Raw genomic sequence first — 25,940 nt, 5'->3', positions numbered from 1 at the left:
GCCGCTTTGGGCATGGTGTGTCTTCCGCTTCTTATCCAATGGAGATTCACCATGAACCAAGCTTCTTCCAATACGAAGTCCTACTTTGATCTGCATACCTCTGGTATTGGTTATCTGCAGCGCGTCCGGATGGTACCGGTGCGAGGCGGGCGTCGTGCCGAGTCTTTCCTTGCATGTACCGTCGCTGCGCTGGTCGGTCCTGCCAAGGACTCGACACTGCGCTATTTCGACGTCAAAGTCTCTGGCGCTGATGCCAAGACACTGGTGCAGCGTTACGTCGGTGTCGATGATCCGAAACAGCGGCCCCTGATCCGCTTTCGGATCGGCGACCTCTGGGGCGACCCCTATATTCGTCCCAGCGGCGAACGCAAGGGGGAGCCTGCCGGAAGCCTTAAAGGCCGACTGCTCAAAGTCGAGCTGATTGATCGTGCCGAACTGGCTCAAATCGAACAGCATGAACTGATCACTCGTGGTATCGGTTATCTCAACAGGCCCAAGGACGTCTCTCCCAAGAACGGCGACCCGTTCCTGTCATGCTCCATTGGCGCCTTGGCCGGGCCGGTCGATGAACCCGAATATCGGTACATCGATACCATCGTCACCAACGCCGATGCCCAGCACCTAGTGCGCCGCTGCGTAGAGGCTGTTCAGGCCGAACGCAAAGTACTGATTGCCTTCCGTCTTAACGACATGAAAACCGATCCGTACCTTCGTACCAAGGGCGATCGCGCAGGCGAAGCCGCCTTGTCCTTGAAGTCCAACCTGATTCACATCAGCCTGATCAAGGTCGATGGTCAGCAGGTTTATCCGACTGCGGACCAGGCGCCCGTATCCGAAGACGTTTCGGCGGCAGAGGACACCGGCCCTGCACGTGGCAGCGACGACTCAACGCCCTCTGAGCTCGCTCAATCCGATAGGGAGCAGTCGCCGCAGACCGACGAGCCAGCAATGGCAACGTCCTTCTGACCTGACTCACTCGGCCCCACCCCAGGGATTTGTTCATTCTTCCCCTATGGCCCGCAACCACCCCGTGTGGTTGTGGGCATTTGCACATTCATCACTCAGGAGGTGCCTCATGGCTCCCACGGCAGCACACCCATCCACATCGCCCATCATCGTTTCAGGCCGGCTCACGCTACGCACGATCCGGGGCCGCAACGGCCCATTTACGGTCGGTCGCCTTACTACACACCTTGGTGTGTTTGAGGTCAAAGACGCGGAACTGGAACAGTACCCCGAAGGTAAATACGATGGGGAGTTCGTCATCAGGTACATCTACCCGAGGGCCTACCCAACAGGTGGCGGGATGCGTTTCGAGATCCGCGCCAACCTGGACGGAATGACGCTTTCAGGGCTGGACAAACTGAGCCGCGACGATGCCACGGGCTTCGCCGCACAGGAAGTTGATCCACTCGACGAGGAGCTGGGCACGCCATTGACAGCATCACCAGCCTCTACGTCTAAAGCGGTAGACGCTGCCGTACAGGCATCGGCAGACCCATTGATCGATACCACGCCGTTTGGCGTGGACACGCCATCGGCGGCTATTGCGGCTGCGGGTGGTCCTGACAGCGACGATGCGGCCCTGTTCGGTCTGTTGTGGCCGCTGGAGGATTCCATCAAATTGGATTCGACCATCGACCGGCGCACGCTACGTGCACAGATTGCACGGCTGGGTGCGCTGGGCTATGCGCTGGACTTCAAGGCGCAGGAGTGGAGCCGCGAGGCAGAACTGCAACCTGCGGGATAACACCACATCCGCAGTGTGCTTTATCCACCCGCCAGGGTTCTTTCCTCCGCGTGGGCGAGGGCACTGGTTTTTTCTGGAGGTTTTCATCATGTCAACTATCGCTTGCGATACACCCTCACAACCCGTCAGGGATACCCGCTTTGCGCTGGATGAACCAGCGTGGCGGGGTACCTGCGAGGCGGTCGCCACAGACGCCATGAAGGGTTGCGGACTGTCTCATGACTACTACATTGAACGCCTCAGTTTGGCGATTGATACACACGTTCTTCAATTGCCCGAGTCCCAGCGCGCACAGGCGCTGCAAATAGCACAGGAATGGGACTACGCAACACCTGCCCAGAGGCAGGAAACCCAGGACTGGAATGCTGAACACTGCTATTGCACGCATGGGATCGAGTTGGGTTATTGCCCGACCGGTTGCGATACGGACCACTAATACTAAGAGCTGGCACTTCACTTCATCGCCGCTCACACGGCTTTTTAACTACCCGCCGGGGCGATCCCGATGGGGAGGCTCCCGGCTATTTCAATCGAGGAGCTTCATCATGAGTCGGCACTACTTCGACACATTTCACAAGGGATTTCCCATCACCGTCCTACTCGGCTGGGACCGGCCAATGGATTACTTCTTCTTGGTCGTCGAGAAGCCAGCTGAGTTGATCGATAACACCATGAAGGTCGAGAGCGACGACTTCTTGTATAGCAATCTGCACGAGAGCGATCCGTTCAGCCATGGCCTGGACTACTACCGTGGAGTTCTGCGTCATTTTCAGATTCTCGTGCCGGAGAGCATGTTCATCCAGGTCCAGCGTGACCGCGAAAGCTACACCGGCAACCGTGTAGCCAAGCATCAAGCCGATTGTTCGATCACCGAACAGGAACTTTGAGTTTCTATGCGGATTAATCATTCTTTTCGGTTTTTCTCTCCGACGATGCGCTGCAATGCGACTAGCGGCCAGGGAGCTTAATCCGAATAGTCCGCACTCTTTCATCCCTTACGGGGCAGTCACTGCCCTTGGGGGCGGTGCTGTCTCCTTTCTTGAGGACACCACTATGCTCCCATCCTCTCATCAAACTCCCGTGCTGTACCGCATCGACGAATGCAGCGACCTGATGGCCGATGCGTGCGTTTGCAACGAGCAAGGCGAGTTTATTTTTCTTTCCGTCTGGGCCCGTGATACCGCGATCCAGCAATTCATCGCTCGATTGGCCCTGGGCCGCGCCGAAGATGGGCTGGATCAATTCCATCTCATCACCGAACAAGGGGGCTCTGTCCCGGTCTCGGTCGGCGCCGTTGATCGTCTGGAAAAGCGCCTCACCCGAGCTTATCGTCGCACGCTGTTCGGTTCAATGGCCAACCTTTGGTTGTTCGACCGACGATGCACCCAACCTGAAAAGAGTACGGCCAGCGCTCTCGCGTTGCTACCACGCTCAGCCAACGATCCCACCGCTCGACTGTGGCGCTTGGTCAAAGACACGTGCCCGCTGCCCCTTCTGGAGCACTGGCAAGCACCCGTGCTGGCGCTGCTACGCGATCGGGAAATGCTCAAGCCATTGCCAATGGCGCTCGGACCGTTGCAGGGCTTTCGTTTGGGGTTGGACCTACCACTTCTCACCGACGCACTGGGCGAACTCATACGCCAGGACGTGCTCACCGCCTATTCGGCGCCGCTATCGGCAGCGACCGATCTGCCACTGGAAGCGGTGGCCTGACGCTTTTGCCCGTGGATGCGCGCTTCGCGCACGTGTCCGCATTTTTTTATCCCCGCCACACAGGAGATTTCTTATGGCCCTCATGTTCCCCCGGCTCGCTCGGAATTTTGCCAAAAACGGCTACTACCCGACCGATGAAGCCACGCTTGAACGAACCCTCAACGCCCTCGCGCCCAGTGATGGACCGATGTGCATTCTTGATCCTTGCGCTGGCGAAGGCGTTGCCATCGCCGAAGCGGCACATGCCCTCGGGCGTGAGCACGTCACCGCTTACGCGGTCGAGTACGACCAGGAACGGGCAAACCACGCCCGCCGACTGGTTGATCGCTGCATTCATGGCGATCTGATGGACACGCTAATCACACGTCAGTGCTTCGGCCTGCTGTGGCTCAACCCGCCTTACGGTGATCTCGCTCGAGACGCCAATGGCAACATGGGCTACGAAGGCCGAGGCCGCGCCCGGCTGGAAAAGCTCTTCTATCAAAAGACGCTGCCGCAACTGCAATACGGCGGTGTTCTGGTTTTTATCATCCCGGTCTACGTTCTCGATCAGGAAATGGTTGGATGGCTGACACGACACTTTACCGATCTGAGCGTCTACCGTGCGGTGGATACCCAGTTCAAACAGGTCGTCGTGTTCGGGCGTCGCGTTCGTCAGCGTGAGCTGGCGGGTGATGACGCTAAGTCCATCCGCACCCGGCTGCTACAGGTCGGCCAAGCTGAAATCGAAGCGCAGGAGCTGCCTGCTGTGTGGACTGCGCTGCCCTACAGCATCCCAGCCGCACAGGCCGAGCCGGCGCATTTTTACCGGATCAGCATGGAACCGGCGCAGTTTGCCGAGGAAGTGCAGCGCCTGCAGGGGCTATGGCCATCGAGCGAGACCCATTTGGGCGCCGCCCAACAATCCATGCGGCCTCCGGCACGCGGTTTATCTCACTGGCATTTGGCACTGGCCCTGGCGGCCGGCGCCATCTCAGGTGTCGTGCAGTCCAAAAGCGGTCGCACCCTGGCCGTCAAGGGCGACACCTACAAGCAGAAAGCCACGGCCACCGAGTATCGCGAACGCGATGACGGTTCCGTGGCCGAGACGCGCATCCTCACCGACAAGTTTGTGCCCGTTATCAGGGCTTGGGACTTAACCCCCGACTCAGCCACGTTGGGTCAGATTCTCACGATTCATTGAGCTTCCTAGTAAGGCCGTTGCTCAACTGCCCGCGGAACCGTCTTTGATCTGACGGCGCCGTATCACCGCTTTTATCCACCCACCGGGGTCATGTTGTCCCGATGGGCGTCATGGCGTCGGCTTTCTTTATTAAGGAGCTATCTCCATGACAACCGAAGCACTATTCATTAGCGTGGTTCCCAACATGCGCTTCTCGCCAGGCCAGTTGATTCTGACGGCTGGCGTTGATGCACTGGTCCAACAGGGCCAGCTCAACCCCAGTATGTACTTGCGCCGTCACCTTGGCGGCGATTGGGGTGATCTCAGTGAAGGGGATCGCGAACTGAACGATGCCGCGCTGGCATCGGGTGAGGATCGCCTGTTCTCGTCCTACCAGGTCGCACCCGACCTGAAACTTTGGATCATTACTGAATGGGATCGCAGCGTGACCACGCTGCTCCTGCCCAGCGAGTACTGATCCCACCTACGGCGGCCTACGGCCGCCATCTACCTTTTATCCCCTGGGGCATGTCACCGCCCCTTTGGGGGAGGTGCGTGCCCCATTTTTATGGAGTACCACCATGACTACTCAACTTGAAGCGACGGCTGTCGCAGAAACCATCCACGCCGACGAGCGGGCAGAGGCCGCAGAGTCGGAATTGTCCCTCAGCTTGCAGGATTTCGTCGAGGAGTTCGGCGACGAACTGCTGGACAGCCTGAACCGGGCCAACCCGCCTGTGTATAACGGTACACCCCGGCTCGAGCGTCAATTGGTGCTCGCAGGCCTCAAACGCCAGCTCTTTCCAGCTCAGGCCGAAGTCGTGCATGCGGCAGCGGAGTTATTGGTGAATCAAGGCGAACGCGCCGCGATCATCAATGGAGAGATGGGCACCGGCAAGACCATTGTCGGTATCGCGCTGGCGACAATGCTCAATGCGGAAGGTTATCGCCGCACCTTGGTCCTGAGCCCGCCCCACCTGGTCTACAAGTGGCGCAGGGAAATTCTGGAAACCGTCGCAGGCGCCAAAGTATGGGTGCTCAATGGCCCCGATACCTTGCTCAAGCTCATCAAGCTGCGCGAGCAGATGAGTGAGGAGTCGACGGGCCAGGAGTTTTTCATTATCGGTCGCGTGCGTATGCGCATGGGTTTTCACTGGAAACCGGCATTTATGCGCAAACGAACCCTTCACGGCGAGGTTGGCGCCTGCCCGCACTGTGGGACAACAGTCACCGATCTGGATGGTGAGCCTATCTATGCCTTGGAACTGGAGGCCGAAGAAACGCGTCGCAAGTGCAGTGGCTGCAGCGCCGCACTCTGGACGTTGATGCGTCCTAGAACATTGTCCGGTAGTGACCAATCCTCAGCGGTGCTTCGCGCTTTAAAGCGTATCCCAACCATCGGTGAAGCCACTGCACAGAAACTGATGAAGATGTTCGGTGACAGCTTCCTGGCCTCAATGCTGGGAGACAATCTGCACAACTTCATCAACTTGATGGACGACCGGGGGGAGTTGGTTTTTTCCGACCGGCAAGCGCAACGGATGGAACGCGCCATGTCCAGCATGGAGTTCGGTTTCGGTGAAGGCGGCTACCAGGCCTCCGAGTTCGTCAAACGCTACTTACCACAGGGCACGTTCGACTTGCTTATCGCTGACGAGGCGCATGAGTACAAGACGGGCGGCTCGGCCCAAGGCCAGGCGATGGGGGTCATCGCAGCTAAGGTCCGTAAGACGGTGCTGTTGACCGGCACGCTCATGGGCGGCTACGCGGACGACCTTTTTCATCTTCTATTTCGGGCATTGCCTGGGCGAATGATCGAAGACGGCTACCGTCCGAGCAGCAGCGGCAGCATGAGTTCGGCCGCGATGGCCTTCATGCGAGACCATGGTGTTCTCAAGGACATTTTCTCCGAGTCCGATGGGCCTGCCCACAAGACCGCCAAGGGCACCAAGGTGTCAGTCCGAACGGTCAAAGCCCCAGGTTTTGGTCCGAAGGGCGTACTGCGTTGCATCCTGCCGTACACGATATTCCTAAAGCTTCGCGACATGGGGGGCATCCTGCCGCCGTATGACGAGGAGTTTCGGGAAGTCGAGATGGATGCCGAACAAGGCGATACCTACGGCAGTCTGGCTGCCAACCTGACGTCTGCACTCAAAGAAGCCCTGCGCAAGCGGGATACCACGTTGCTGGGCGTTGTACTCAACGTGCTGCTGGCTTGGTCCGACTGTTGCTTTAGAGCGGAAACCGTTCGTCATCCGCGCACCCGTCAGGTGCTGGCTTTCACACCCGTTCAGTTTAACGAACTGGAAATCATGCCCAAAGAGCGGGAGCTGATCAGCATCTGCCGCGAGGAAAAAGCCGCAGGTCGCAAGACCCTGGTCTATTCCGTCTACACCGGCACGCGCGATACCACATCGCGTTTGAAGATGTTGCTGGAGCAGGAAGGTTTCAAGGTGGCAGTATTGCGCGCAAGCGTGGAAGCTAGCCGCCGGGAAGACTGGATTGCCGAGCAGCTGGATCGGGGCATTGATGTTCTCATCACCAACCCTGAGCTGGTCAAGACGGGGCTGGACCTTCTGGAGTTCCCCACGATTGTGTTCATGCAATCGGGCTATAACGTGTACACCCTGCAGCAGGCTGCACGCCGTTCATGGCGTATCGGTCAACAGCAAGCAGTACGCGTGATCTATCTGGGCTATGCAGCGACATCGCAGATGACATGCCTGTCCCTTATGGCCAAGAAGATCCTGGTCTCACAAAGCACGTCGGGAGACGTGCCAGAGTCTGGGCTTGATGTGCTGAACCCAGACGGTGATTCCATCGAAGTAGCATTGGCCAGGCAGCTTGTTGCGGCCTGAGTTTTTCTTTATCGGCGGCCCATTCGGGCCGCCACTATTTTTAGTACAGCTGTTTTTTCCGCCTTTCCTCTTCTTCACGTAATTGACGATCCAACGGAGGGAAGTAAATTTCATCCGGCTTATAGGGAGGGAACCAAGCCCATTTGAGCATGAATAAACCGGAAAGCAGTACGACCGTTAGAACTAATAGCGCATAGTCTCCCAAGAATGGCCATAGGCCGCTGATTACGCCAATGCTGTCTTGCCAATGACGAGCTATCACGCAGTCAGCCAATGCGGCCAGGAGCGCAGTTGCTGTCAATTCCCCATCTCGTATTCTTGATCGCCTAATAGCTTCTTTCCGCTGTCTCTCTGCTTTATATAACTGATATAGAAACTCGTCTCGTTCTGACAGAGCTAAGTCACGGAACTTGTATATGGGCACATTTCCTAGGCCGCGCCGATAGGGTGCCTCTGACGGCGTTAATAAGTGAAAGCTGGGAACAAGATCCCATAATGCAAAAACGAGTTGCTGCAAGAACGTCAGGATCACGGGCATCACGACTGCGACAATTGTGCTGAAGCTGACGACGGTAAGTGCGATCCAGCCTACGTCGCTTAGAAGAGCCTTATCTTCGGGTAACCACTGCCACAGCCCTCTTTCAGTGCGCATGATCATGGCCATGTCCAGAAACAGGACAAGGCAGATCAGTCGTAATGCCCATTGAGCGTCCCATGATCGGTCCAGTACACCAAGTCCTTTTTCCAACGTGGTTGCGGAGCTGTTCGTTCGATCTGGTTCGTTTTTCCCCATTTTAAATATCCCTTAGATTGATTGAAGGTAATGACCGCGAGTTGGTAGCTAGTTGAGCCGTGCGCGGTGAACGTTTAGCTATTGCTTATCAGAGCATGGATTGGGAGAGATTCAAAAGTAAAGCGGTCTAGTCGCAGTTCGCTTTCTTTGGTGATTTAACGACGTGTCTGACTGAAGGTATCGGTTCATCACAACAAAGAGCCGATCTATGCCAGCCATCGTTTCCATCCGGCACCTATCTGGTGGCGGCCTGTTGGTCGCCGCCGCACTGTTAAGCGGTTGTGCGACTACCACTGCACCGTCAGTAGCCCCCACTTCTGAAGAGTTTTCTTCCGTGCCCGAGCCCGGACAGCCGGAGTACCTTCCGGTGGTTCGCTCCGGTCGTTACACCTTGGTTGAGCTTGCGCCAACGGCGGCACAGCGTGATCTGTTGCTGCAGATCGTTGATGTATCTATGCCTGAGGATGCACATGCCTCGGTGGGCGATGGTCTGCACCATGTCCTGAAGCGCAGCGGTTATCAGCTTTGTGAAAGTGACTCAGTAACCACCGCACTCTATGCGCTGCCTCTACCGTTGGCCCATTTGCAGCTAGGGCCAATGACCTTGCGTGATGCGCTGGTGATGTTGGCGGGTTCCGCCTGGGACCTGCAAATCGACGATGTGGCACGCCAAATTTGCTTTGTTCGATCCAACTCCAGTGAGATCAAGCTGGAGCCGGCCAGTGACATACCTGCCAGTGAGCCGGTAGTGACCTTTCCCGTCACGGTGACAGGAGTCCGGTCATGATCGGTGCGAAAGGAACCTTGCGCGGCGCGGTCAACCTAGGCTTGCAGATCCTGCTCTGGGTCTGGTTGGTCGTGCTCAGCATACTGGTCGGAACTGGGTATCGGACCATGGCAGGCCTCGCTGATCGGGCACATGTCGATTCGAGCCTGCGGCAGGTTCAGGCGCTTCAGGCGCGGATCGCTGAATTGGCTGATAGCGTGCAAATGCTCCAAGCCCAGCCCGAATCCGCCACAGTCGCCGTACTGCATGAGACGCGCCAACGCCTGGAGACACGTCTTACCCGAATGGAGCAGACGCTGGCTGACCGCTCCGCCGCAGAAGAACTACAGGCACTACGTACCGAAGTCGAGCAGATGAAAACACACTCGCAATCTACTCCGGCAGCGCCACCACCACAAGCCCAACCGATCACACCTGTAGCTACGGCTCCAAAACAAGCTCGGTTTCCATTTCGCATCATAGGTTCAGAAATGCGGGCCGGGCAGCGTAGCGTATCTGTCGCACCGGTAAAGGGCGAACTGACGGCGGACAAGATTCAGGTGGTGCTACCCGGCGAGACGGTGGGGCAGTGGCGATTGCAAGCCATTGAGGCAAACACCGCCATATTCCAAAACGGTAAACAGACACGCCGTCTGCTCATCCCTTGATCCGGAGCCAAGCCATGAAACCACAGATCGTCTTGGCCCTTGCCCTATTTGCAGGGTTGCCCCAGTGGGTGTCAGCACAGCCAGCTTCGCAACAAAATGCCATCAACCAGTCATCCCGAGCCAGTCAAAGTCAGATCGAACAAAGCCGCGACGAACGCCTGGCACGGGACTGGGGATTGCGCACAGACGAGTGGACACGTTTTGAAGAGCTGATGGATGGCCCGCTCGGGATCTATTCGCCTAACCTCGACCCGCTTTCGGCCCTGGGCGTTGAAGCCCGCTCGGACGAAGAGCGGCGCCGCTATGCCGAACTGCAGGTACAGGCTGAAGCACGCCGCGTCGAGAAACTGCTGGCCTACCAGCGCGCCTACGATGACGCTTGGCAGCGGCTGCACCCCGGCCTGCAGCGGGTAAATCTTCCCGATGCGACACCAAGTGGCATCTCGATCGCGGGCAGTGGGCGCACGGCGATTTTCGTGAAGGACGAGTGCGCAACCTGCGGTGTGCTTGTGCAGCGTTTGCAAGCGCTGGGCACTGAGTTTGATCTTTACATGGTCGGTAGCCGTCAGGATGATGCTCGAATCCGTGATTTGGCCAAACGCATGCAGATCGACCCGGCCAGGGTACGCACCGGCACCATCACGCTCAATCACGATGGTGGGCGTTGGCTCTCGCTCGGTCTGGCCGGCGAGCTGCCTGCTGTGGTGCGTCAGGTGAACGGGCAATGGCAGCGACAACCGTAAGCTCGGTGCAGCCCCTGTGGGTCCTGCTGTTGGCGGCTGGCCTGTTCACCAGCAGTGGGCATGCTCAGGAAATTCCCCCTCCCGCCTATCAGTTGGCGGCCCAACGAGCAGGCATTCCATCGACGGTGCTCTTTGCCGTGGCCCTGCAAGAAAGCGGCATCCGTCGTGATAACCGCCTCATCCCCTGGCCCTGGTCGCTGAATGTGGCAGGGCAGTCGCACCGCTATGCCACGCGTGCCCAGGCTTGCACCGGTTTGCTCCAGGCGCTGCGTGAAACGAGGCCTACTCGCGTTGATGTGGGCCTCGCACAAGTCAACCTGGGCTATCAGAAACATCGCTACAGCCGTCCGTGTGATCTGCTCGACCCCTACGCCAACTTGGCCATCGCCGCCGCCATTCTATTTGAACAGTACAAGCCGGGTGAAGACTGGCTGTTGGCGATGGGCCGCTACCACCGTCCGGCGGGCGGGGAGCCGGCGGCACGTTATCGGCGCAGCGTTTCCCGGCATCTGAACCGTGTTCAGGGTTCGTCCGGCGCGTCACGCACCACTCATCAGGAGACTTCACCATGAAACCCTTTTCCCTGGCTGTGCTCGGCTTGCCTGCCCTGATCGCCGCCGCACCGCTGTCTGCCTTGCAAGCGGCAGAACCGCTGGTTGTGGTGGACGATCACGGGGGTGTGTCGGCGTTACCGTATTACGACGCGCTCAACCTGCAGCCGCGCATCGGCGCCGTACAACGTTCGCCCATTCCCATCCCCCAACTGCCCTCCACCATCGACGGTGAAGCACAGATCCTGCCCGTGCGTAGTGCGAAACTCACGCCGGGAGCGGTCGCGCGTCGGGTTATTGAGGCACCGGGCCTACAACCGTTCTTTCTGATTGGCGACGATGAGGTATCTCATGCCTGGCTGCGCCGCCATGAAGCAAGTCTGCGCGAGCGCAACGCGGCCGGTTTAGTGGTCAATGTCGAGACGGCGCAGGGACTTGAACGCTTGCGGGCGCTGGCTCCCGGCCTGCAACTTTGGCCCGTATCGGCGGACGATCTGGCCGAGCGGCTGGGGCTGCGCCACTACCCCGCCTTGATTACGGCCACTGGCATCGAGCAATGACGATATGGCGCAGACCCAGCCGGTTGAGGTATTGCTGCGCCCCGCTGTGGAGCTTTACACCGTGGCGGTGTGTGCCGGCGCCGCGATTCTGTGCGTGGTGGCCCCGTGGTCGCTCGCGTTGAACCCCAGCTTAGGTGTTGGGAGTGCCTTAGCGTTTTCTGTCTTCGGCGCGATCCGTTTTCGACAGGCCCAGGCCATCCTGCGCTATCGCCGCAATATTCGCCGCCTGCCGCGTTATGTGATGACCAGCCGCGCTGTGCCGGTCAGCCAACAACGGCTGTTCATCGGTCGGGGCTTTCTGTGGGAACAGAAGCATACGCATCGGCTGACGCAAACCTATCGGCCGGATTTTCGCCGCTATGTCGAGCCGACACCCGTGTATCGACTGGCGCGGCGCTTGGAAGAACGTCTGGAGTTCGCGCCATTTCCTTTGTCTCGTTTGGCGCAGCTTACGGCATGGGATGTGCTATTGAACCCGGTACGCCCCTTGCCGCCGGTCGGCGGGTTGCCGCGTCTGCATGGCATCGAGCCGCACGAAGTGGACGTCAGCCTGCCGTTAGGGGAACGCGTCGGCCATTCGTTGGTGTTGGGCACCACTCGGGTGGGTAAAACGCGGCTGGCTGAACTTTTCATCACCCAGGACATTCGACGCAAGAACCACGTGGGTGAACACGAGGTCGTCATTGTCTTCGACCCGAAGGGCGATGCCGATTTGCTCAAACGCATGTACGTGGAGGCGAAACGTGCCGGGCGGGAGGGGGAGTTCTATGTGTTTCACCTGGGTTGGCCGGACATTTCCGCCCGCTATAACGCGGTGGGCCGGTTTGGGCGCATTTCCGAAGTGGCCACGCGCATCGCCGGCCAGCTCTCGGGCGAGGGCAACTCGGCGGCGTTCCGGGAATTTGCCTGGCGCTTCGTCAATATCGTTGCGCGTGCGCTGATCGAACTGGGGCAACGCCCGGATTATTTGTTGATCCAGCGCCACGTGGTCAACATCGACGCGCTGTTCATCGAGTACGCCCAGCACTATTTCGCCAAGACCGAGCCCAAGGCCTGGGAGGTCATTGTCCAGCTCGAAGCGCGTCTGAACGACAGGAACATTCCGAGGAACATGATCGGGCGCGAGAAGCGCGTGGTTGCGCTGGAGCAGTACCTGAGCCAGGTGCGCAACTACGACCCGGTGCTGGACGGTTTGCGTAGTGCCGTGCGTTACGACAAGACGTATTTCGACAAGATCGTGGCAAGCCTCTTGCCCCTGCTGGAAAAGCTCACCAGCGGCAAAATCGCCCAACTGCTCGCACCGAACTATTCCGACCTGAACGACCCCAGGCCGATCTTCGACTGGATGCAGATCATCCGCAAGCGCGCTGTGGTCTACGTCGGTTTGGATGCGCTCTCGGACGCCGAGGTTGCCGCTGCAGTCGGTAATTCCATGTTCTCCGATTTGGTGTCGGTCGCGGGGCACATCTACAAGTTCGGCGTCGACGACGGTCTGCCCAATGCCCGTGCCGACCAGAAAGTGCCGATCAATCTGCATGCGGACGAATTCAACGAACTGATGGGCGATGAGTTCATCCCGATGATCAACAAAGGGGGTGGAGCAGGCATTCAGGTCACCGCCTACACCCAGACCCTTTCTGACATTGAGGCGCGTCTTGGTAATCGCGCCAAGGCGGGCCAAGTGATCGGTAATTTCAACAATCTATTCATGCTGCGCGTGCGCGAGACCGCCACGGCCGAGCTGCTGACCAAGCAGTTGCCCAAGGTCGAGGTCTACACCACGACGGTGGTTAGCGGCGCCACTGACAGCTCGGACATTCACGGTAAAACCGACTTTACGAGCAATACCCAGGACCGCATCAGCATGACCAGTGTGCCGATGATCGAGCCCGCGCATATCGTCCAACTCCCCAAAGGCCAGTGCTTCGCCTTGATGCAGGGCGGCGCACTGTGGAAGGTTCGTATGCCGCTGCCAGCCCCTGATCCGGACGAGAACATGCCGCAGGACCTGCAACAGCTTGCCCAGTACATGCGCCAGAGCTACACAGAAACCGGCCAGTGGTGGGAAAATCAGGGCATTCCTGGACTGCAGGAGCAATCCCTGCCCGATACGCTGCTCGACGACGAGCCCGTGGATGCGGCAAGCCGTGATGCCGACCACGATGAGGTGGCACTATGAGCGATGCAGCCTCGACGACACAGCAACAGCAAAACCGCCGTCAGGGGCTGATTGCAAGTTTCATTGCTATGCCGTTTCGTCTCTTCGGTGTGTTGATCGGATCGCTGCTGATCTCCATCGTGGTCGAATGCGTGGGCATGCACGTGTTCTGGAAGGAGCAGGGCTGGCGCCATTCTCAGTCCATGCTGCAGTATGAGTTAAGCCACCTGTCGGGCCACTTCACGCGCAGCGTCGTCGTGCGCGAGCCTGGGCGTACTGCACACCAATTAGTGGACACCGGCTATGACTGGGTTTTCGTCAAGACCGGCGTGGGTGACCGGATGAGCCACACTGCGGATCGCGCCCGCGTGCCCAGCCAGGCCGGTACCAAGAACTTTCGCTACTACCTGAGCCAAGCCTACGTCTGGTCGGAGCGCTATCTGATCGCCGCAGCTTTCACCATGCTGACCTTCTTAGTGCGACTACTGATCCTAGTGCTGACCTTGCCGTTGATCCTGCTGGCGGCCTTCGTCGGGCTGGTCGATGGGCTGGTGCGCCGTGACGTGCGCAAGTTCGGTGCGGGCCGTGAATCCGGGTTCTTTTACCACCGTGCTAAAGCGTCGCTCATGCCGCTGGCTGTACTGCCCTGGGTGGTCTATCTGGCGTTGCCTATTTCCCTGCACCCACTATTGATCCTGCTACCAAGCGCAATATTGCTGGGTCTGGCGGTGAACTTGACGGCGGGGAGCTTCAAAAAATACTTGTGATTCGTAACTAGTTGAAAAGGACTCATTTGTGGAAATGGGCGGCGAAATAGTTGATCACCTCTGCAGCCTGCGTACCTTTCCGGAATCTTTGTTGCTCCGCGAAATCGATCGATGGGAGCATGTGGATCAACTGATGATCGGCGTAGAGGGACATCACGGCTTCGGCGTCCAGCCCTGCCGTACGCTGCCCCGTCAATATATTGCCCGCTTCAATGGCCGCACCAATCATTACGTCAGCTAGTTGCACCGCCGGGCTGTCCTTGGAATCAACCTGCGTCACCGAAGTGAGCTTCAGGGGAAACTTGATGCTGGCGATCTCGGACTGGTGAAATTCGATCTGTTGGTCATGATCGATGTAGCGCTGCAGCAGGGTGTTGTAGGTGAGCAGGTTCTTGGATTGATCGTGCTCGACACGGTAGGGGCCGTCCACCATGACCTCCATGCGGCTCACTAGAGATTGCAGCACCACGAGAGCTGCGTCGGTGCTCACCCCCGGCGTGGCGATTGCCGAGAGGCATTCAGGACAGGCATCGACGGCCAGGGGTCCAAGCGCTTCCGGAAGCTCGCGCCACCGTGTTTTTCGTGCCGCGCTTACGAGCGCTCCTAGTGCTGCCAACGATTTGTCTTTGACGGCATGTTGAAACGCCGCCAGCAGTTTATCGAACGCTTCCCTCCCTAGCTGGGTCGGGCCGGCGTAGTACAGCAGGGATGCCAGGGCGTAGTTCTGGCCGTCCTCATAGAAGTTCATGCCGCGTTCGTAGTAGAACGGTTCGACGGCGTAATCCATGAACATCAGCAACAGCAGGTAGCGCTTGTCGCAGACATAGGTTACGCACTTGTAGTTGGTCAGCAAATCCCGCTGCAGAGCCAGCAGGCGGGGATGGTTGCCGGGCCGGCGCACTAGTGAGCGGTACTTGAGCTCGGCGGCTTGCAACTTGGGGAAGTGCTCACGAATCAAACGCCGGGCGTCTTCATTGCTGATGGCGATGGTTGACGCACCCTGAAAGCGCTGCGCAGGGTTCAGCAGGTCGAACCCGGTGTAGCCACTCTCATCAATCCGGAAGCATTCCATTCAAGTTTTCCCCGGCACAATGTTGACACCGATCCGATCCGCCAAGTCCAGCACTTCATCGTAAACGTCCGCATCGTCCAGCAGACTACGTGAGTCCCCCTCATGCTGGAGTGAATCACTGGTGATGCGATCACCAAATAAGATCATGGCACGTGCCGAATCGTCTTGTCTGGAGACCCACGATAGCCCCTGGGCTTGGGGAAATTGAGAGTGGATTGCTGCAGCCCACTTGCGTGTGGCAGGGTACTGGTTCTTCTCGGTGTCGATCAGTTGCTTGCGCGTTACGCCCAGCTTGCGTAGCGGTACGCTTGCAAGGTCAACCAGCTGTAATTCCTCCTCAACTTGAATAGTGGAATGCACCTGGCCAGCTAGTTTGCCTTTATCGACGCTCTTGAAACCGGCCGTGTGCGGGATGTCATGGAACACCGTTTCCATCAATGCACACGCCATTGTTGTTCCAGCGTACAGCGTGGGGATCGGGGTTCCCTGCTCATCGTGGATCGGGCTGAATCGCGCATTGCCTTGCATGCCGGGATTGAACTGATCCGCTTGGTACATGCTCTGATGCACCCGATGTAGCACCTTTCCCGGTTCCAGCCGGCTGAGCGTGACATGCAGTGTGCCCGGAGGTTCCGGCGTTGTGTTAGATGCCTCTTCAGTAGGTGATGATGGCTTAGGCCTAGCCATGCGAGATTTCCTGGACCTCGTCCATCGCCGCCTCGATAACACGCTCGGGCTCGGACGTCAAAAAATCCTGAGGCTTCTTGCCGCCCAGAAAGCTATTGTCCGAACGGAACCAGTACGCCATGCCCCAGCTGTCTTTGTTCCTGGCCAAGATCTCAATGACTTTAGCCATGGCTTTTGACGGTCGGAAACCCGCGTTTCGATCTAAGCCGTAACCTGGAAAGTAGTCGACGCCGCCGTGGTTGATCGCGAAGATTTGCCCCTGCTTTTTCCATTTATTCGGTTGAGCGCTGGGGTTTCGGGTGCTCAACTCTGCCAGTTGTGCAACCTCGGCGGCCGTCAGCCAGTCACCGCTCTCCAACACGGCTTTGCGCGCCTGCACCAGCATGACCGCTTCCTTGAGCAAGCGGGGGGAAGGCGGTGTCCGAGGCATCAGGACGTCGACTAAACGTTCAATGGACTCTCGGTCATGGCGCTCCAACATCAGTTCAAACATGGAGGATGTTACGTTAGCGACATTTGCCGCGAGGGCCTCTAAGACCCGGGGCCTGATATGGTCGAACGTTACGAGCAGTACTTGATCAGCATGTGATTTGCCAAGTCGTGCCTGTACTTCCTTTGGGGTGCCAACCAACGTCGAGACGCCCGGATGGTCTATTACGACATTCATGGATGTGCTCCCTATGGGTTATGATGGTTATCAAATAATATCATATGCTAGATAATCGTTAAAGTGCCTGGTTTCTGACAACTTACCTTGGATTGATAGGAAATTTATCCATGAAGCCCCGCAAGCTCTACGTAATCGGCAACGGCTTTGACCTACAGCATGACATCCCATCGAAGCTGGATCAGTTCAAACAATACCTTCGAGACAACAGCAATAGCGTCTTCAGGGAAGTCGAGGAGTATCTCCCCGTCCGAGAGGACTGGTGCGACCTTGAGGAGGCGTTGGCAGACATGGATGTGGATGCAATTATCGATAACCTGGGTCATTTCATGGCATCGTACGGAGCTGAGGACTGGAGTGATTCTGGACATCACGACTTCCAGTTTGAAGTGGAGAACCTCGTAAAGCGATTGTCATCAGAGCTTCGGCAGCTATTTGGGGAATGGATACGCCTGCTTCCAATCCCCACTCCGACAACCGCGCTAAAGCGGCTTATCGAACTGGACCGCACCGCGGCATTCCTGAACTTCAACTACACCAGTACCCTGAGTACGCTCTACGGTATTGCACCGGAGCGGATACTGTTCATTCATGGCTGCGCGGCACAGTCTGATGAGGAATTAGTGCTGGGACATGCCTGGCACCCGCAGAACCGTCGCTCGCTGAATGACCGATCAGACATCGCCGATATCGATACTCGGCTGGTCGAGGCTCATGACATCCTTGATGGATACTTCTCTACCACCTTCAAGCCTTCTGAAGCGCTGATAGCCAAGAACCAACCCTTCTTTCAAGGTCTGGCAAGCATCAAGCAGGTGTTTGTGCTGGGGCATTCCTTGTCGGACATCGATGCTTCCTACTTCCAGGCGTTACTCGGCCAGCCCAACGTTTCTGCTGCCCAGTGGCACATCGCCTGTCGCTCGCTCGACGAATGGCTAGAGAAGCAAGCCCAGCTTATTCGATGGGGGCTCAATCCTTCCAGCGCACGATCCATTTCCTGGGAAAGCCTTTGACTCTACATTAACCTTCCCCTGTCAGGGCAAGGCTTGATTAGCCAAATCCGGACGGATGCCAGTTCCTATTGTTTGCAGCCTGATTGCGCCTGCAACGCCACCATTACTCCATTGTTGATCTAACGAAGGGATGGGGCGATGGTGCTCTCGATTCGGTGTCGCGCCATGCACGGCGGCGTGTGTCTCCTGCTCACAGCGATTTTGGCCGTGCCGCCCACAGTTCATGCCGATGTGCCAGCTCAGCGCCAAGACCTGGCTGCGGCCCTGCGCCAACTAGATACGCTGGAGCGATTCGTGGCGCAGAGCGCTGCGGCCGCGCCCATCGTGCCGGGCGATCGTTACCATTTCGACTATCCACGCTTGCTCGCCGACCTGGCCCTCGTGCGTACCGGCATCCAGTCTCATCTGACCCCCTCGCGTGCCCAACCGCGGGATCTGGCCGAGTTGGCGGGGGATTACCGCAGTGAGCGCGCGCCCCAGCACAACCCCTTGCCGCAGGCCCAGCCATGACCTCCGCCCAGATCAGCGCCTTTCAGGCCAATAGCAGCATGTCGCCCGCCATCATGGCGACCGTCCTTGTAGGTTTCGTGTTCGCGGTGCTTTTGCTGTGGGGTGCCTGGGCGATACGCACGGCCTACGTCGGCTGGGCGGAGAACCGAATCAACCAGCGTCAGTTTCTGGGTGTCGTCGTGCGGTTTCTGGCGATGTACCTGGTACTGACTTTTTTCCTCTTATCCTGACCCGCAAGGAACTGACTATGAAGACCCGCTTATTTCGCATGCCTAACGCGCTCGCCTCACTGACCTGGGGCTTGGCCTTGCTGCCCACCCTGTCGTTCGCCCAGGGCTTGCCCACGCTGGAGAATCCCTCGCGCGGCACGGGCGGGGGCATTATGGAGACGATCCGCAACTACGGCTACGACATCGTGCTGTTGGTGGCGCTGCTGGTCGTGGCCTCCATGTTCATCGGGGTGTGCTACCACGCCTACGGCACGTACGCCGAAATCCACACGGGCAAAAAGACCTGGGGCCAGTTTGGCCTGAGCGTTGCGGTTGGTGCCGTGCTGCTCGTGGTCGGCATCTGGCTGCTCACCGAAGCGACGACAGTTCTGTAAGGAAACGGCCCATGTCCGAGCACCAGCACATCCGGGCCGATGGCACCGTGTCGTTTCTGCCGCATCGTCTTAATCGCCATCCGGTCGTGGTACGCGGCTTGACGGCGGATGAACTGTGGATATGCTGCGGTTTGTCGGGCGCAGTGGGGCTGCTGACGGGTGCGCCGTTGTCTTGGGTTTTTTCGACCATTGCCCTGGCGCCGACCTTCATTGTCGTGGGCATTGCCTTGGGCGTGTTCGTCGGTGGCGGCATGTTGCGCCGTAAAAAGCGCGGCAGGCCCGACACGTGGCTGTATCGGCAATTGCAATGGCGCATCACGATCTCATACCCGTTGCTGGCCGGCTGGGTGCGCGGCCATGCTTTAGTCACGCGCACCGGCTACTGGACGATCCGAAGGGCCGTGCAATGAGCCGCTTCAAAAACGAAGTCGCGCACCTGCAGGCGCATATCAAAACCCTGCGCATTGGCGCAGTCGCGCTGCTGCTGGTGGCGCTGGTTATGGGCGGCGGGTGGTGGAGCGCCCCGCGCGATCTGACCATTCACGTCCCGCCCGACCTGCGATCGGGCAGTACCCGCAAGTGGTGGGAAGTACCGCCCGAGTCGGTCTATGCCTTCACTTTTTATGTGTTCCAGCAGCTTAACCGTTGGCCGACCAATGGCGAAGAGGACTACGCCCGCAACCTGCATGTACTGTCGCCTTATCTGACGCCGTCTTGCCGGGCCTTTTTGCGGGCCGATTTCGAGTATCGCCGCAACACGGGCGAGCTGCGCCAGCGCGTGCGTGGCGTCTATGAAATCCCCGGTCGTGGTTATGGCGAGAACCCGAGCGCTCGCGTGCGGGTGGTTTCCGACGATGACTGGATCGTGACGCTCGATCTGAGCGCGGACGAGTACCACGGCTCCGAGCAGGTCAAGCGGGCGCTGGTGCGTTACCCCATCAAGGTGGCGCGGGCGGACGTTGACCCGGCCCGTAATCCGTTTGGCTTGGTGCTGGACTGTTTTGACGGTGCGCCGCAGCGAATTACCGTGCCAGCGTCAGAAACCCCCGCGCGTAGCGGCCTGGGACTGCGAGGAGATTCCCAATGAGCTTCAAACACCGAGTTCTTGCTGGGTTAGGCGTGCTGGTCTGGATGATGGCGATTCCTGCCCAAGCGGTGGAAATCCTACGCTGGGAACGCCTGCCGTTGGCCGTGCCGCTGGTCGTTGGCCAGGAGCGCATTGTGTTTATCGACCGCAACGTGCGCGTTGGCGTGCCCGCCAGCGTGGGCGAGCGCCTGCGGGTGCAAAGCGCCGGCGGCGCGGTCTACCTGCGGGCCAATGAGCCCATCGAACCGACCCGTTTGCAATTGCAAGACGCGGACACCGGGGAACTGATTCTGTTGGACATTGCCGCGCAACCGGCCAATGACGGCGAGCCTGCACTGGAGCCGGTGCAGATCGTCGAGGGGAGTACCACACCCCAGCGCTACGGTCAGCAGGCGGTGGGCAACGACACGGGGGCACCCGCAGGCGCTGCCAAGCCCGCGCGGCGTGACACTCCGGTGCCTGTGGTGCTCACGCGCCATGCCGCGCAGAATCTGTATGCGCCGCTGCGTACCGTGGAGGCCGTACCCGGCATCATGCGCGTGAACCTGCGCGGCGACCTTAACCTCGCTACGCTGCTGCCGACCTTACCGGTACGCGCGGTCGCGTTGGCGTCCTGGCGGCTGGAAGATCAGTGGGTGACAGCGGTCCGTCTGACCAACACTAGCAGCGGCTGGCTGGACCTGGACCCACGTGCGCTGCAAGGCGATTTTCTTACTGCCGCTTTCCAGCACCCGGCCTTGGGCCCACACGGTACGCCCGAGGACACGACGGTCGTGTATTTGGTAACCCGTGGGCATGGACTGGCGCAATCGCTGCTGCCCGCCATTCAGCGTTTCGACCCAGCGGTGCATCTGCCTCATCTCACGCAAGAAGCGCAAGGAGACGGCCATGCGCAGTAACGGACTTTTGAAGTGGCTGATGATTCCGGTAGCCCTACTGGTGCTTTTTGCGGGTATCCGCCTGCTATCCGGCGGCGACACGACCCGTTCAGGCGCTGCGGGTTCTGGCAGTCAGCTCACGCCCGAAGAGATGCAGGCGCTGGGCATTGAAGGCGATACCCCGCACGACACCGTGGCAACGCTCGTGGCGCAGGTCAAGCAGATGCGCACCGAGCTGCAGACGGCGCAGGCCGATAACAAGACGCAACGCAGCGAGAACGCGCGCTTGCGCCAGCGCGAGACCGCCATCGACCAGCGCATTAGTTCCGCACTGGAGTCCGAGCGCACCAGCCTGCGGCGCGACCAGGCTCAGCTTGCCAACGAACGCCAACAGAGCGAAGGTTTGCTGCAGGATCTGCAGCGTCGCCTGGAAAACCTGGGCAATGCGGATCTGCCCGTAGGACTGGGTCTGCGCGAGGGGGATGCCGATGGCCTTGGGGCAGGCGCTGATATCCGCTGGGTTGAACCGGATGATGCCCAACAGGACGATGGGCGCAACCGCAGCAGTAGCTTGAGTTTTCCAACGAGTTTCGGTCCTGCGCAAAAGACATTGGAAACCACCGTCGGCCGCGTGGCCGATGCCGGGGCCAAGGCCGCAGGGGTTAGCACCGCAAAGGCCGTCTATACGGTGCCGACCAATTCAACCCTGATGGGGTCGGTTGCGATGACGGCACTCATTGGCCGTGTGCCCATTGACGGCACGGTCAACGATCCGTATCCCTTCAAAGTCATCGTCGGCCCGGATAACCTGACGGCCAACGGCATCGACATTCCCGATGTGGCGGGGGCTGTCTTTAGCGGAACCGCCTCGGGTGACTGGACGCTGTCATGTGTGCGCGGCCAGGTGCGCTCTATCACCTTTGTTTTTCATGACGGCACGATCCGCACTATCCCTGAGGACAACGAGCGTAATAATCAGCGCGACAACCAGGAGGATGGCCTGGGGTGGATCAGCGACCCCTATGGCATTCCTTGCGTGTCGGGCAATCGGCGCAGCAACGCTCAGCAGTACCTGAGCACCCAAGCGCTCATTACCGCCGCCGGTGCGGGCGCCGCATCGCTTATTGATTCGGGCAGCGGTCGGACGTCTTACGTGGGGGCGGACGGATCGATGGGCACGACAGGCATCAGCGGCAACGAGGCCATGGGTCAGATTCTGGCTGGTGGCGTACGGGATATGTCGCAGTGGGTGAATAAACTCTACGGCCAGGCCTTCGCCGCTGTGTATGTACAGCCTGGGGCCAAGGTGGCCGTCCATCTGGAGAAGCCCCTCGCTATTGACTACGAACCTGAAGGCCGCCGGGTCGATCATCGTATAGGAGAAGCCCATGCGCTTGAACTCGATTAAGCCATTGCTGCTGATCATCGCCGCGGCCACGCTTGCCGGATGCGCCACTCACAAGGACGAGTTGCTGCCGCACGGCAATCGCACCATGCAGGATATCTGGCACACCGAAGCGGGTGAGGGCGGTAGCGGCCAAGTAGCCCGCCGCCAATTGCTCGACGTGCGTCAAAGCCTGCGTCGACCACTGACTGAGGCTGATGTGCACGCTGCTCCGATGGAACAGGCCGGCTATACCCGCACCGCCGCCAATGAAATCCAGCGTCAATTCCACCGGCTACCCAATCCGGACCTCGTGATGTACGTGTTTCCCCACTTGGCGGGTACCGATCCTGTACCTGTGCCAGGATACAGCACAGTGTTCCCGCTATATCAACGGGTGCAGTACGCGATGCCCGGCGAACGTGTCGAGGCCTATTAATGGCATGGCGTTTTCCTTGGCATAAGCGTGTTAGCCCTGATGACGAGATTGCCAACGCCGATCCGTCCGATGGCTGGCAGCAGCATCTCAGCGCCTTGAGGGAGGCGGGTATCCCTGAGCCGGGTGGGGCGGTCCAAGACAACCGGCCCGCGACCCAGGCGGACGAAGAGGCGTTGTACGGCGTGGCGCCGTCCTTTGTCGAACTGCTGCCGTGGGTGGAGTACCTGCCCGACAGCCGCTGCATGTTGTTGGAGGATGGCCAATCGGTGGCCGCCTTCTTTGAGTTGATTCCGCTGGGCACTGAAGGCCGGGAGGCCGCCTGGCTGGCACAGGCGCGCGATGCGTTGGAGAACGCCTTACAGGACAGCTTTGACGAACTGGACGAGAACCCGTGGGTGCTGCAGCTCTACGCCCAGGATGAAACCAGCTTTGATGAGTACCTCAAGACCTTGCAGCGTTACGTGCAGCCGCGTGCGCAAGCCACGCCTTTTACCGAGTTTTATTTGCGATTTTTCGCGCATCACCTACGGGCCATAGCAAAGCCAGGTGGGTTGTTCGAGGACACGGTCGTCACTCGTCTGCCCTGGCGCGGCCAAAGCCGCCGTGTGCGCATGGTGGTCTATCGCCGCGTCACGGGGCAAACCACACGGCGGGGCCAGACGCCCACACAGGCGCTGAACATCGTGTGCGACCGGCTGGCCGGTGGCTTGAGCAATGCGGGTATTCAGGCCCACCGCCTGGATGCGCCGCAGATCCACGACTGGCTGCTGCGCTGGTTCAATCCCCAGCCCCGGCTATTGGGAGCCACGGCCGAGGACCGCGCGCGCTTTTATCAACTGACTGCCTACCCGCCAACCCAAGAACCCGATGAGATCGAGTTGGCCAGCGGTCGGGATTTCAGCCAACGGCTGTTCTTCGGCCAACCGCGCTCCGATGTGGCGCGGGGGCTGTGGCACTTTGACGGTATGCCGCACCGGGTCATGGTTACCGATCGTTTGCGCACGCCGCCGACAACGGGACACCTGACGGGCGAAACCCGCAAGGGCGATGCGATTAACACCTTGTTTGACCAGATGCCCGAAGACACGGTGATGTGCTTAACCTTGATCGCCACGCCCCAGGATGTGCTGGAGACGCATCTGAACCATCTGGCAAAAAAAGCGGTAGGCGAAACCCTGGCCTCGGAGCAGACACTGCGGGATGTGCAGGAGGCCCGGTCTCTGATTGGTAGCGCCCACAAACTCTACCGGGGCAGTCTGGTATTTTACCTGCGTGGCCGTGATGAGGCAGAACTTGATCACCGTGGCCTGCAACTGGCGAACGTGATGCTTAACGCGGGATTGCAGCCGGTACGTGAAGAAGATGAGGTGGCACCGCTGAACACCTATCTGCGCTGGTTACCGTGTCTTTACAACCCCTCGCAAGACCGTAAACAGTGGTACACGCAACTGATGTTCGCTCAGCATGCGGCCAATATCGCACCTGTCTGGGGCCGCAGCCAGGGCACGGGAAACCCTGGCATTACTTTCTTTAACCGGGGCGGCGGACCCATCACCTTCGATCCTTTGAACCGCCTGGATCGGCAGATGAACGCGCACCTGTTCCTGTTCGGCCCGACAGGGTCAGGCAAATCAGCTACTTTGAACAACCTGCTCAATCAGGTCACGGCCCTCTACCGGCCAAGGCTGTTTATTGTGGAGGCCGGCAACTCCTTTGGATTATTCACCGACTTCGCCAAGAGACTGGGTCTTACGGTCCACCGCGTCAAGCTTTCCCCCGGCGCTGGGATTAGCCTGGCACCGTTCGCGGACGCCCGGCGCCTGATCGAGACGCCCAGCGACGTACAGACGCTGGATGCGGACGCCCTTGATGGCGAGCCGACCGCTGATGGTCTCGAGGAGACGGGCGCGGATGAGCAACGCGACGTACTCGGTGAGCTGGAAATCACCGCACGGCTGATGATTACCGGCGGCGAGGACAAGGAAGAGGCCCGTATGACCCGGGCGGATCGGTCGCTGATACGTCAGTGCATCCTGGAAGCCGCCCGGCTTTGCCACAGCGAAGGTGGCGAGCAACGCACCGTACTGACTCGCGACGTGCGTGATGCCTTGCGTGAACGCGGGCGGGACAGCACATTACCCGAGATGCGTCGCGCGAGGCTACTGGAGATGGCTGACGCCATGGACATGTTCTGCCAGGGCGCTGATGGTGAGATGTTCGATCGGCCCGGCACGCCCTGGCCCGAAGCCGACATTACTCTGGTCGATCTGGCGACCTACGCGCGCGAGGGCTACAACGCGCAGCTTTCTATTGCCTACATTTCGCTGATCAGCACGGTCAACAATATCGCCGAGCGGGATCAGTTTCTGGGACGCCCGATCATCAACGTTACCGATGAGGGCCATATCATTACCAAGAACCCGCTGTTGGCACCCTACGTGGTTAAGATCACGAAGATGTGGCGGAAATTGGGGGCCTGGTTCTGGCTGGCCACGCAAAACGTCGATGACCTGCCCAAAGCAGCCGAGCCCATGCTCAATATGATCGAGTGGTGGATCTGCCTGTCGATGCCGCCTGATGAAGTGGAGAAGATCGCGCGCTTTCGCGAACTATCGCCAGCGCAGAAGGCGTTGATGCTGTCGGCACGCAAGGAGGCCGGTAAATTCACCGAAGGTGTGATTCTGTCTAAGAACATGGAGGTGCTGTTTCGAGCCGTACCACCGAGTCTCTATCTGGCCCTGGCCCAGACGGAGCCCGAAGAGAAGGCAGAGCGCTACCAGCTGATGCAGCAGTTCGGTATCAGCGAACTGGACGCAGCGTTTAAGATGTCTGAAAAGATTGATCGGGCTCGGGGAATTGATTCTCTGGCATGGGGACCCATACAGGACTGATTGTTATGTCGGTTAAGGAAACTCTAGCAATAACACAGCGAAATAGCCTAATTTATACTTATATTGGCTCCGATTTGATCTGGCGGGCACTGACTGGAGAATCAGGCAGAAAACGACCCTAAGCAGACGTCGCGCAAATCTGCCCGGCTGTCTGAACGACACCTTACCTGCGATGCGTACCCCGCGCCGAGCATGATTAGGTTCTTGTATCACCCAACG

The 25,940-nt window shown here is 59.1% G+C and carries 29 protein-coding genes; 25 read left to right on the top strand and 4 right to left on the bottom strand.

The window, feature by feature from the left end:
• Positions 1–51 precede the first annotated feature (51 nt).
• From V0R37_RS20705 to V0R37_RS20670, 8 genes are all read left to right on the top strand, one after another.
• The gene (locus V0R37_RS20705; RefSeq protein ID WP_420376351.1) at positions 52–966 is read left to right on the top strand and encodes a DUF3577 domain-containing protein; all 915 of its coding nucleotides are present in this window, start codon (positions 52–54) and stop codon (positions 964–966) included.
• Positions 967–1,075: 109 nt separating this feature from the next.
• A complete protein-coding gene (locus tag V0R37_RS20700) occupies positions 1,076–1,750 on the top strand; it encodes a DUF3275 family protein (RefSeq protein ID WP_420376350.1) in 675 nt (224 codons plus the stop codon).
• Positions 1,751–1,838: 88 nt separating this feature from the next.
• The gene (locus tag V0R37_RS20695) at positions 1,839–2,186 is read left to right on the top strand and encodes a hypothetical protein (RefSeq protein WP_420376349.1); all 348 of its coding nucleotides are present in this window, start codon (positions 1,839–1,841) and stop codon (positions 2,184–2,186) included.
• A gap of 109 nt (positions 2,187–2,295) precedes the next feature.
• A complete protein-coding gene (locus V0R37_RS20690) occupies positions 2,296–2,637 on the top strand; it encodes a hypothetical protein (RefSeq protein ID WP_420376348.1) in 342 nt (113 codons plus the stop codon).
• Positions 2,638–2,803: 166 nt separating this feature from the next.
• A complete protein-coding gene (locus V0R37_RS20685) occupies positions 2,804–3,463 on the top strand; it encodes a hypothetical protein (protein ID WP_420376347.1) in 660 nt (219 codons plus the stop codon).
• Between the two features lie 73 nt (positions 3,464–3,536).
• On the top strand, positions 3,537–4,646 hold the full coding sequence (locus tag V0R37_RS20680) for a DUF6094 domain-containing protein (protein ID WP_420376346.1): 1,110 nt from the start codon (positions 3,537–3,539) through the stop codon (positions 4,644–4,646).
• Between the two features lie 145 nt (positions 4,647–4,791).
• The gene (locus V0R37_RS20675; protein WP_420376345.1) at positions 4,792–5,103 is read left to right on the top strand and encodes a hypothetical protein; all 312 of its coding nucleotides are present in this window, start codon (positions 4,792–4,794) and stop codon (positions 5,101–5,103) included.
• Positions 5,104–5,206: 103 nt separating this feature from the next.
• The gene (locus tag V0R37_RS20670; RefSeq protein WP_420376344.1) at positions 5,207–7,483 is read left to right on the top strand and encodes a DEAD/DEAH box helicase family protein; all 2,277 of its coding nucleotides are present in this window, start codon (positions 5,207–5,209) and stop codon (positions 7,481–7,483) included.
• 40 nt (positions 7,484–7,523) lie between these two features.
• On the opposite strand, the gene V0R37_RS20665 is transcribed toward V0R37_RS20670, so the two are convergent.
• On the bottom strand, positions 7,524–8,276 hold the full coding sequence (locus tag V0R37_RS20665) for a hypothetical protein (RefSeq protein ID WP_420376343.1): 753 nt from the start codon (positions 8,274–8,276) through the stop codon (positions 7,524–7,526).
• A 208-nt stretch (positions 8,277–8,484) separates the two neighbouring features.
• Between V0R37_RS20665 and pilL2 the strand changes: the two genes are divergently transcribed.
• Genes pilL2 through V0R37_RS20630 form a run of 7 tightly spaced genes read left to right on the top strand, consistent with a single transcriptional unit; the run spans position 8,485 to position 14,489 of the window.
• On the top strand, positions 8,485–9,063 hold the full coding sequence (pilL2, locus tag V0R37_RS20660) for a PFGI-1 class ICE element type IV pilus protein PilL2 (RefSeq protein WP_420376342.1): 579 nt from the start codon (positions 8,485–8,487) through the stop codon (positions 9,061–9,063).
• Complete coding sequence (locus V0R37_RS20655) at positions 9,060–9,710, top strand: hypothetical protein (protein ID WP_420376341.1); 651 nt, start codon at positions 9,060–9,062, stop codon at positions 9,708–9,710. Before pilL2 ends, V0R37_RS20655 begins: the two co-directional genes overlap by 4 nt.
• 14 nt (positions 9,711–9,724) lie before the next feature.
• Positions 9,725–10,453 (top strand): TIGR03759 family integrating conjugative element protein, encoded by a 729-nt coding sequence (locus V0R37_RS20650; protein ID WP_420376340.1) that lies wholly within the window; start codon positions 9,725–9,727, stop codon positions 10,451–10,453.
• Positions 10,435–11,025: a transglycosylase SLT domain-containing protein gene (locus V0R37_RS20645; RefSeq protein WP_420376339.1), complete on the top strand. Its 591-nt coding sequence runs from the start codon at positions 10,435–10,437 to the stop codon at positions 11,023–11,025. Before V0R37_RS20650 ends, V0R37_RS20645 begins: the two co-directional genes overlap by 19 nt.
• The gene (locus tag V0R37_RS20640) at positions 11,022–11,564 is read left to right on the top strand and encodes an integrating conjugative element protein (protein ID WP_420376338.1); all 543 of its coding nucleotides are present in this window, start codon (positions 11,022–11,024) and stop codon (positions 11,562–11,564) included. The genes V0R37_RS20645 and V0R37_RS20640 overlap by 4 nt, the downstream gene beginning before the upstream one ends.
• A gap of 4 nt (positions 11,565–11,568) precedes the next feature.
• On the top strand, positions 11,569–13,743 hold the full coding sequence (gene traD, locus V0R37_RS20635; protein ID WP_420376337.1) for a type IV conjugative transfer system coupling protein TraD: 2,175 nt from the start codon (positions 11,569–11,571) through the stop codon (positions 13,741–13,743).
• Positions 13,740–14,489 (top strand): TIGR03747 family integrating conjugative element membrane protein, encoded by a 750-nt coding sequence (locus V0R37_RS20630; RefSeq protein ID WP_420376336.1) that lies wholly within the window; start codon positions 13,740–13,742, stop codon positions 14,487–14,489. Before traD ends, V0R37_RS20630 begins: the two co-directional genes overlap by 4 nt.
• A gap of 22 nt (positions 14,490–14,511) precedes the next feature.
• On the opposite strand, the gene V0R37_RS20625 is transcribed toward V0R37_RS20630, so the two are convergent.
• From V0R37_RS20625 to V0R37_RS20615, 3 genes are read right to left on the bottom strand one after another with little or no spacing between them, the layout of a single operon-like run.
• Positions 14,512–15,561 (bottom strand): DUF3800 domain-containing protein, encoded by a 1,050-nt coding sequence (locus V0R37_RS20625; RefSeq protein ID WP_420376335.1) that lies wholly within the window; start codon positions 15,559–15,561, stop codon positions 14,512–14,514.
• Entirely contained in the window at positions 15,562–16,248 is a 687-nt protein-coding gene (locus V0R37_RS20620; RefSeq protein ID WP_269495610.1) for an RES family NAD+ phosphorylase, read from the bottom strand.
• The gene (locus tag V0R37_RS20615) at positions 16,241–16,915 is read right to left on the bottom strand and encodes a hypothetical protein (RefSeq protein WP_269495612.1); all 675 of its coding nucleotides are present in this window, start codon (positions 16,913–16,915) and stop codon (positions 16,241–16,243) included. Before V0R37_RS20615 ends, V0R37_RS20620 begins: the two co-directional genes overlap by 8 nt.
• Before the next feature lie 110 nt (positions 16,916–17,025).
• Here V0R37_RS20615 and V0R37_RS20610 point away from each other — a divergent pair, with 110 nt between their 5' ends.
• The 10 genes from V0R37_RS20610 to V0R37_RS20565 all read left to right on the top strand — a co-directional run bounded on the left by V0R37_RS20610 (position 17,026) and on the right by V0R37_RS20565 (position 25,721).
• Positions 17,026–17,928 carry a bacteriophage abortive infection AbiH family protein gene (locus V0R37_RS20610; RefSeq protein WP_269495614.1) on the top strand — a complete coding sequence of 301 codons (903 nt, stop codon included), beginning with the start codon at positions 17,026–17,028 and terminating at the stop codon, positions 17,926–17,928.
• Positions 17,929–18,066: 138 nt separating this feature from the next.
• The gene (locus V0R37_RS20605) at positions 18,067–18,438 is read left to right on the top strand and encodes an integrative conjugative element protein, RAQPRD family (RefSeq protein ID WP_420376334.1); all 372 of its coding nucleotides are present in this window, start codon (positions 18,067–18,069) and stop codon (positions 18,436–18,438) included.
• A complete protein-coding gene (locus tag V0R37_RS20600; RefSeq protein WP_102071037.1) occupies positions 18,435–18,668 on the top strand; it encodes a TIGR03758 family integrating conjugative element protein in 234 nt (77 codons plus the stop codon). The genes V0R37_RS20605 and V0R37_RS20600 overlap by 4 nt, the downstream gene beginning before the upstream one ends.
• A gap of 38 nt (positions 18,669–18,706) precedes the next feature.
• Positions 18,707–19,042, top strand: a complete 336-nt coding sequence (locus tag V0R37_RS20595; protein WP_442867531.1) for a TIGR03745 family integrating conjugative element membrane protein — start codon at positions 18,707–18,709, stop codon at positions 19,040–19,042.
• Positions 19,043–19,053: 11 nt separating this feature from the next.
• Positions 19,054–19,452 carry a TIGR03750 family conjugal transfer protein gene (locus V0R37_RS20590; RefSeq protein WP_420376333.1) on the top strand — a complete coding sequence of 133 codons (399 nt, stop codon included), beginning with the start codon at positions 19,054–19,056 and terminating at the stop codon, positions 19,450–19,452.
• On the top strand, positions 19,449–20,129 hold the full coding sequence (locus V0R37_RS20585; protein WP_420376332.1) for a PFL_4703 family integrating conjugative element protein: 681 nt from the start codon (positions 19,449–19,451) through the stop codon (positions 20,127–20,129). The genes V0R37_RS20590 and V0R37_RS20585 overlap by 4 nt, the downstream gene beginning before the upstream one ends.
• Entirely contained in the window at positions 20,126–21,028 is a 903-nt protein-coding gene (locus V0R37_RS20580) for a TIGR03749 family integrating conjugative element protein (RefSeq protein ID WP_420376331.1), read from the top strand. The genes V0R37_RS20585 and V0R37_RS20580 overlap by 4 nt, the downstream gene beginning before the upstream one ends.
• Positions 21,018–22,415 carry a TIGR03752 family integrating conjugative element protein gene (locus V0R37_RS20575; RefSeq protein ID WP_269495623.1) on the top strand — a complete coding sequence of 466 codons (1,398 nt, stop codon included), beginning with the start codon at positions 21,018–21,020 and terminating at the stop codon, positions 22,413–22,415. The genes V0R37_RS20580 and V0R37_RS20575 overlap by 11 nt, the downstream gene beginning before the upstream one ends.
• On the top strand, positions 22,396–22,830 hold the full coding sequence (locus V0R37_RS20570; RefSeq protein WP_420376330.1) for a TIGR03751 family conjugal transfer lipoprotein: 435 nt from the start codon (positions 22,396–22,398) through the stop codon (positions 22,828–22,830). Before V0R37_RS20575 ends, V0R37_RS20570 begins: the two co-directional genes overlap by 20 nt.
• Complete coding sequence (locus V0R37_RS20565; RefSeq protein ID WP_420376329.1) at positions 22,830–25,721, top strand: conjugative transfer ATPase; 2,892 nt, start codon at positions 22,830–22,832, stop codon at positions 25,719–25,721. The genes V0R37_RS20570 and V0R37_RS20565 overlap by 1 nt, the downstream gene beginning before the upstream one ends.
• Positions 25,722–25,940: the final 219 nt, after the last annotated feature.

This window comes from Pollutimonas rozaliensis (genome assembly GCF_048751585.1).
In the GTDB taxonomy this organism is placed as follows: domain Bacteria; phylum Pseudomonadota; class Gammaproteobacteria; order Burkholderiales; family Burkholderiaceae_B.
This window is presented reverse-complemented; position numbering and strand designations above follow the sequence as displayed.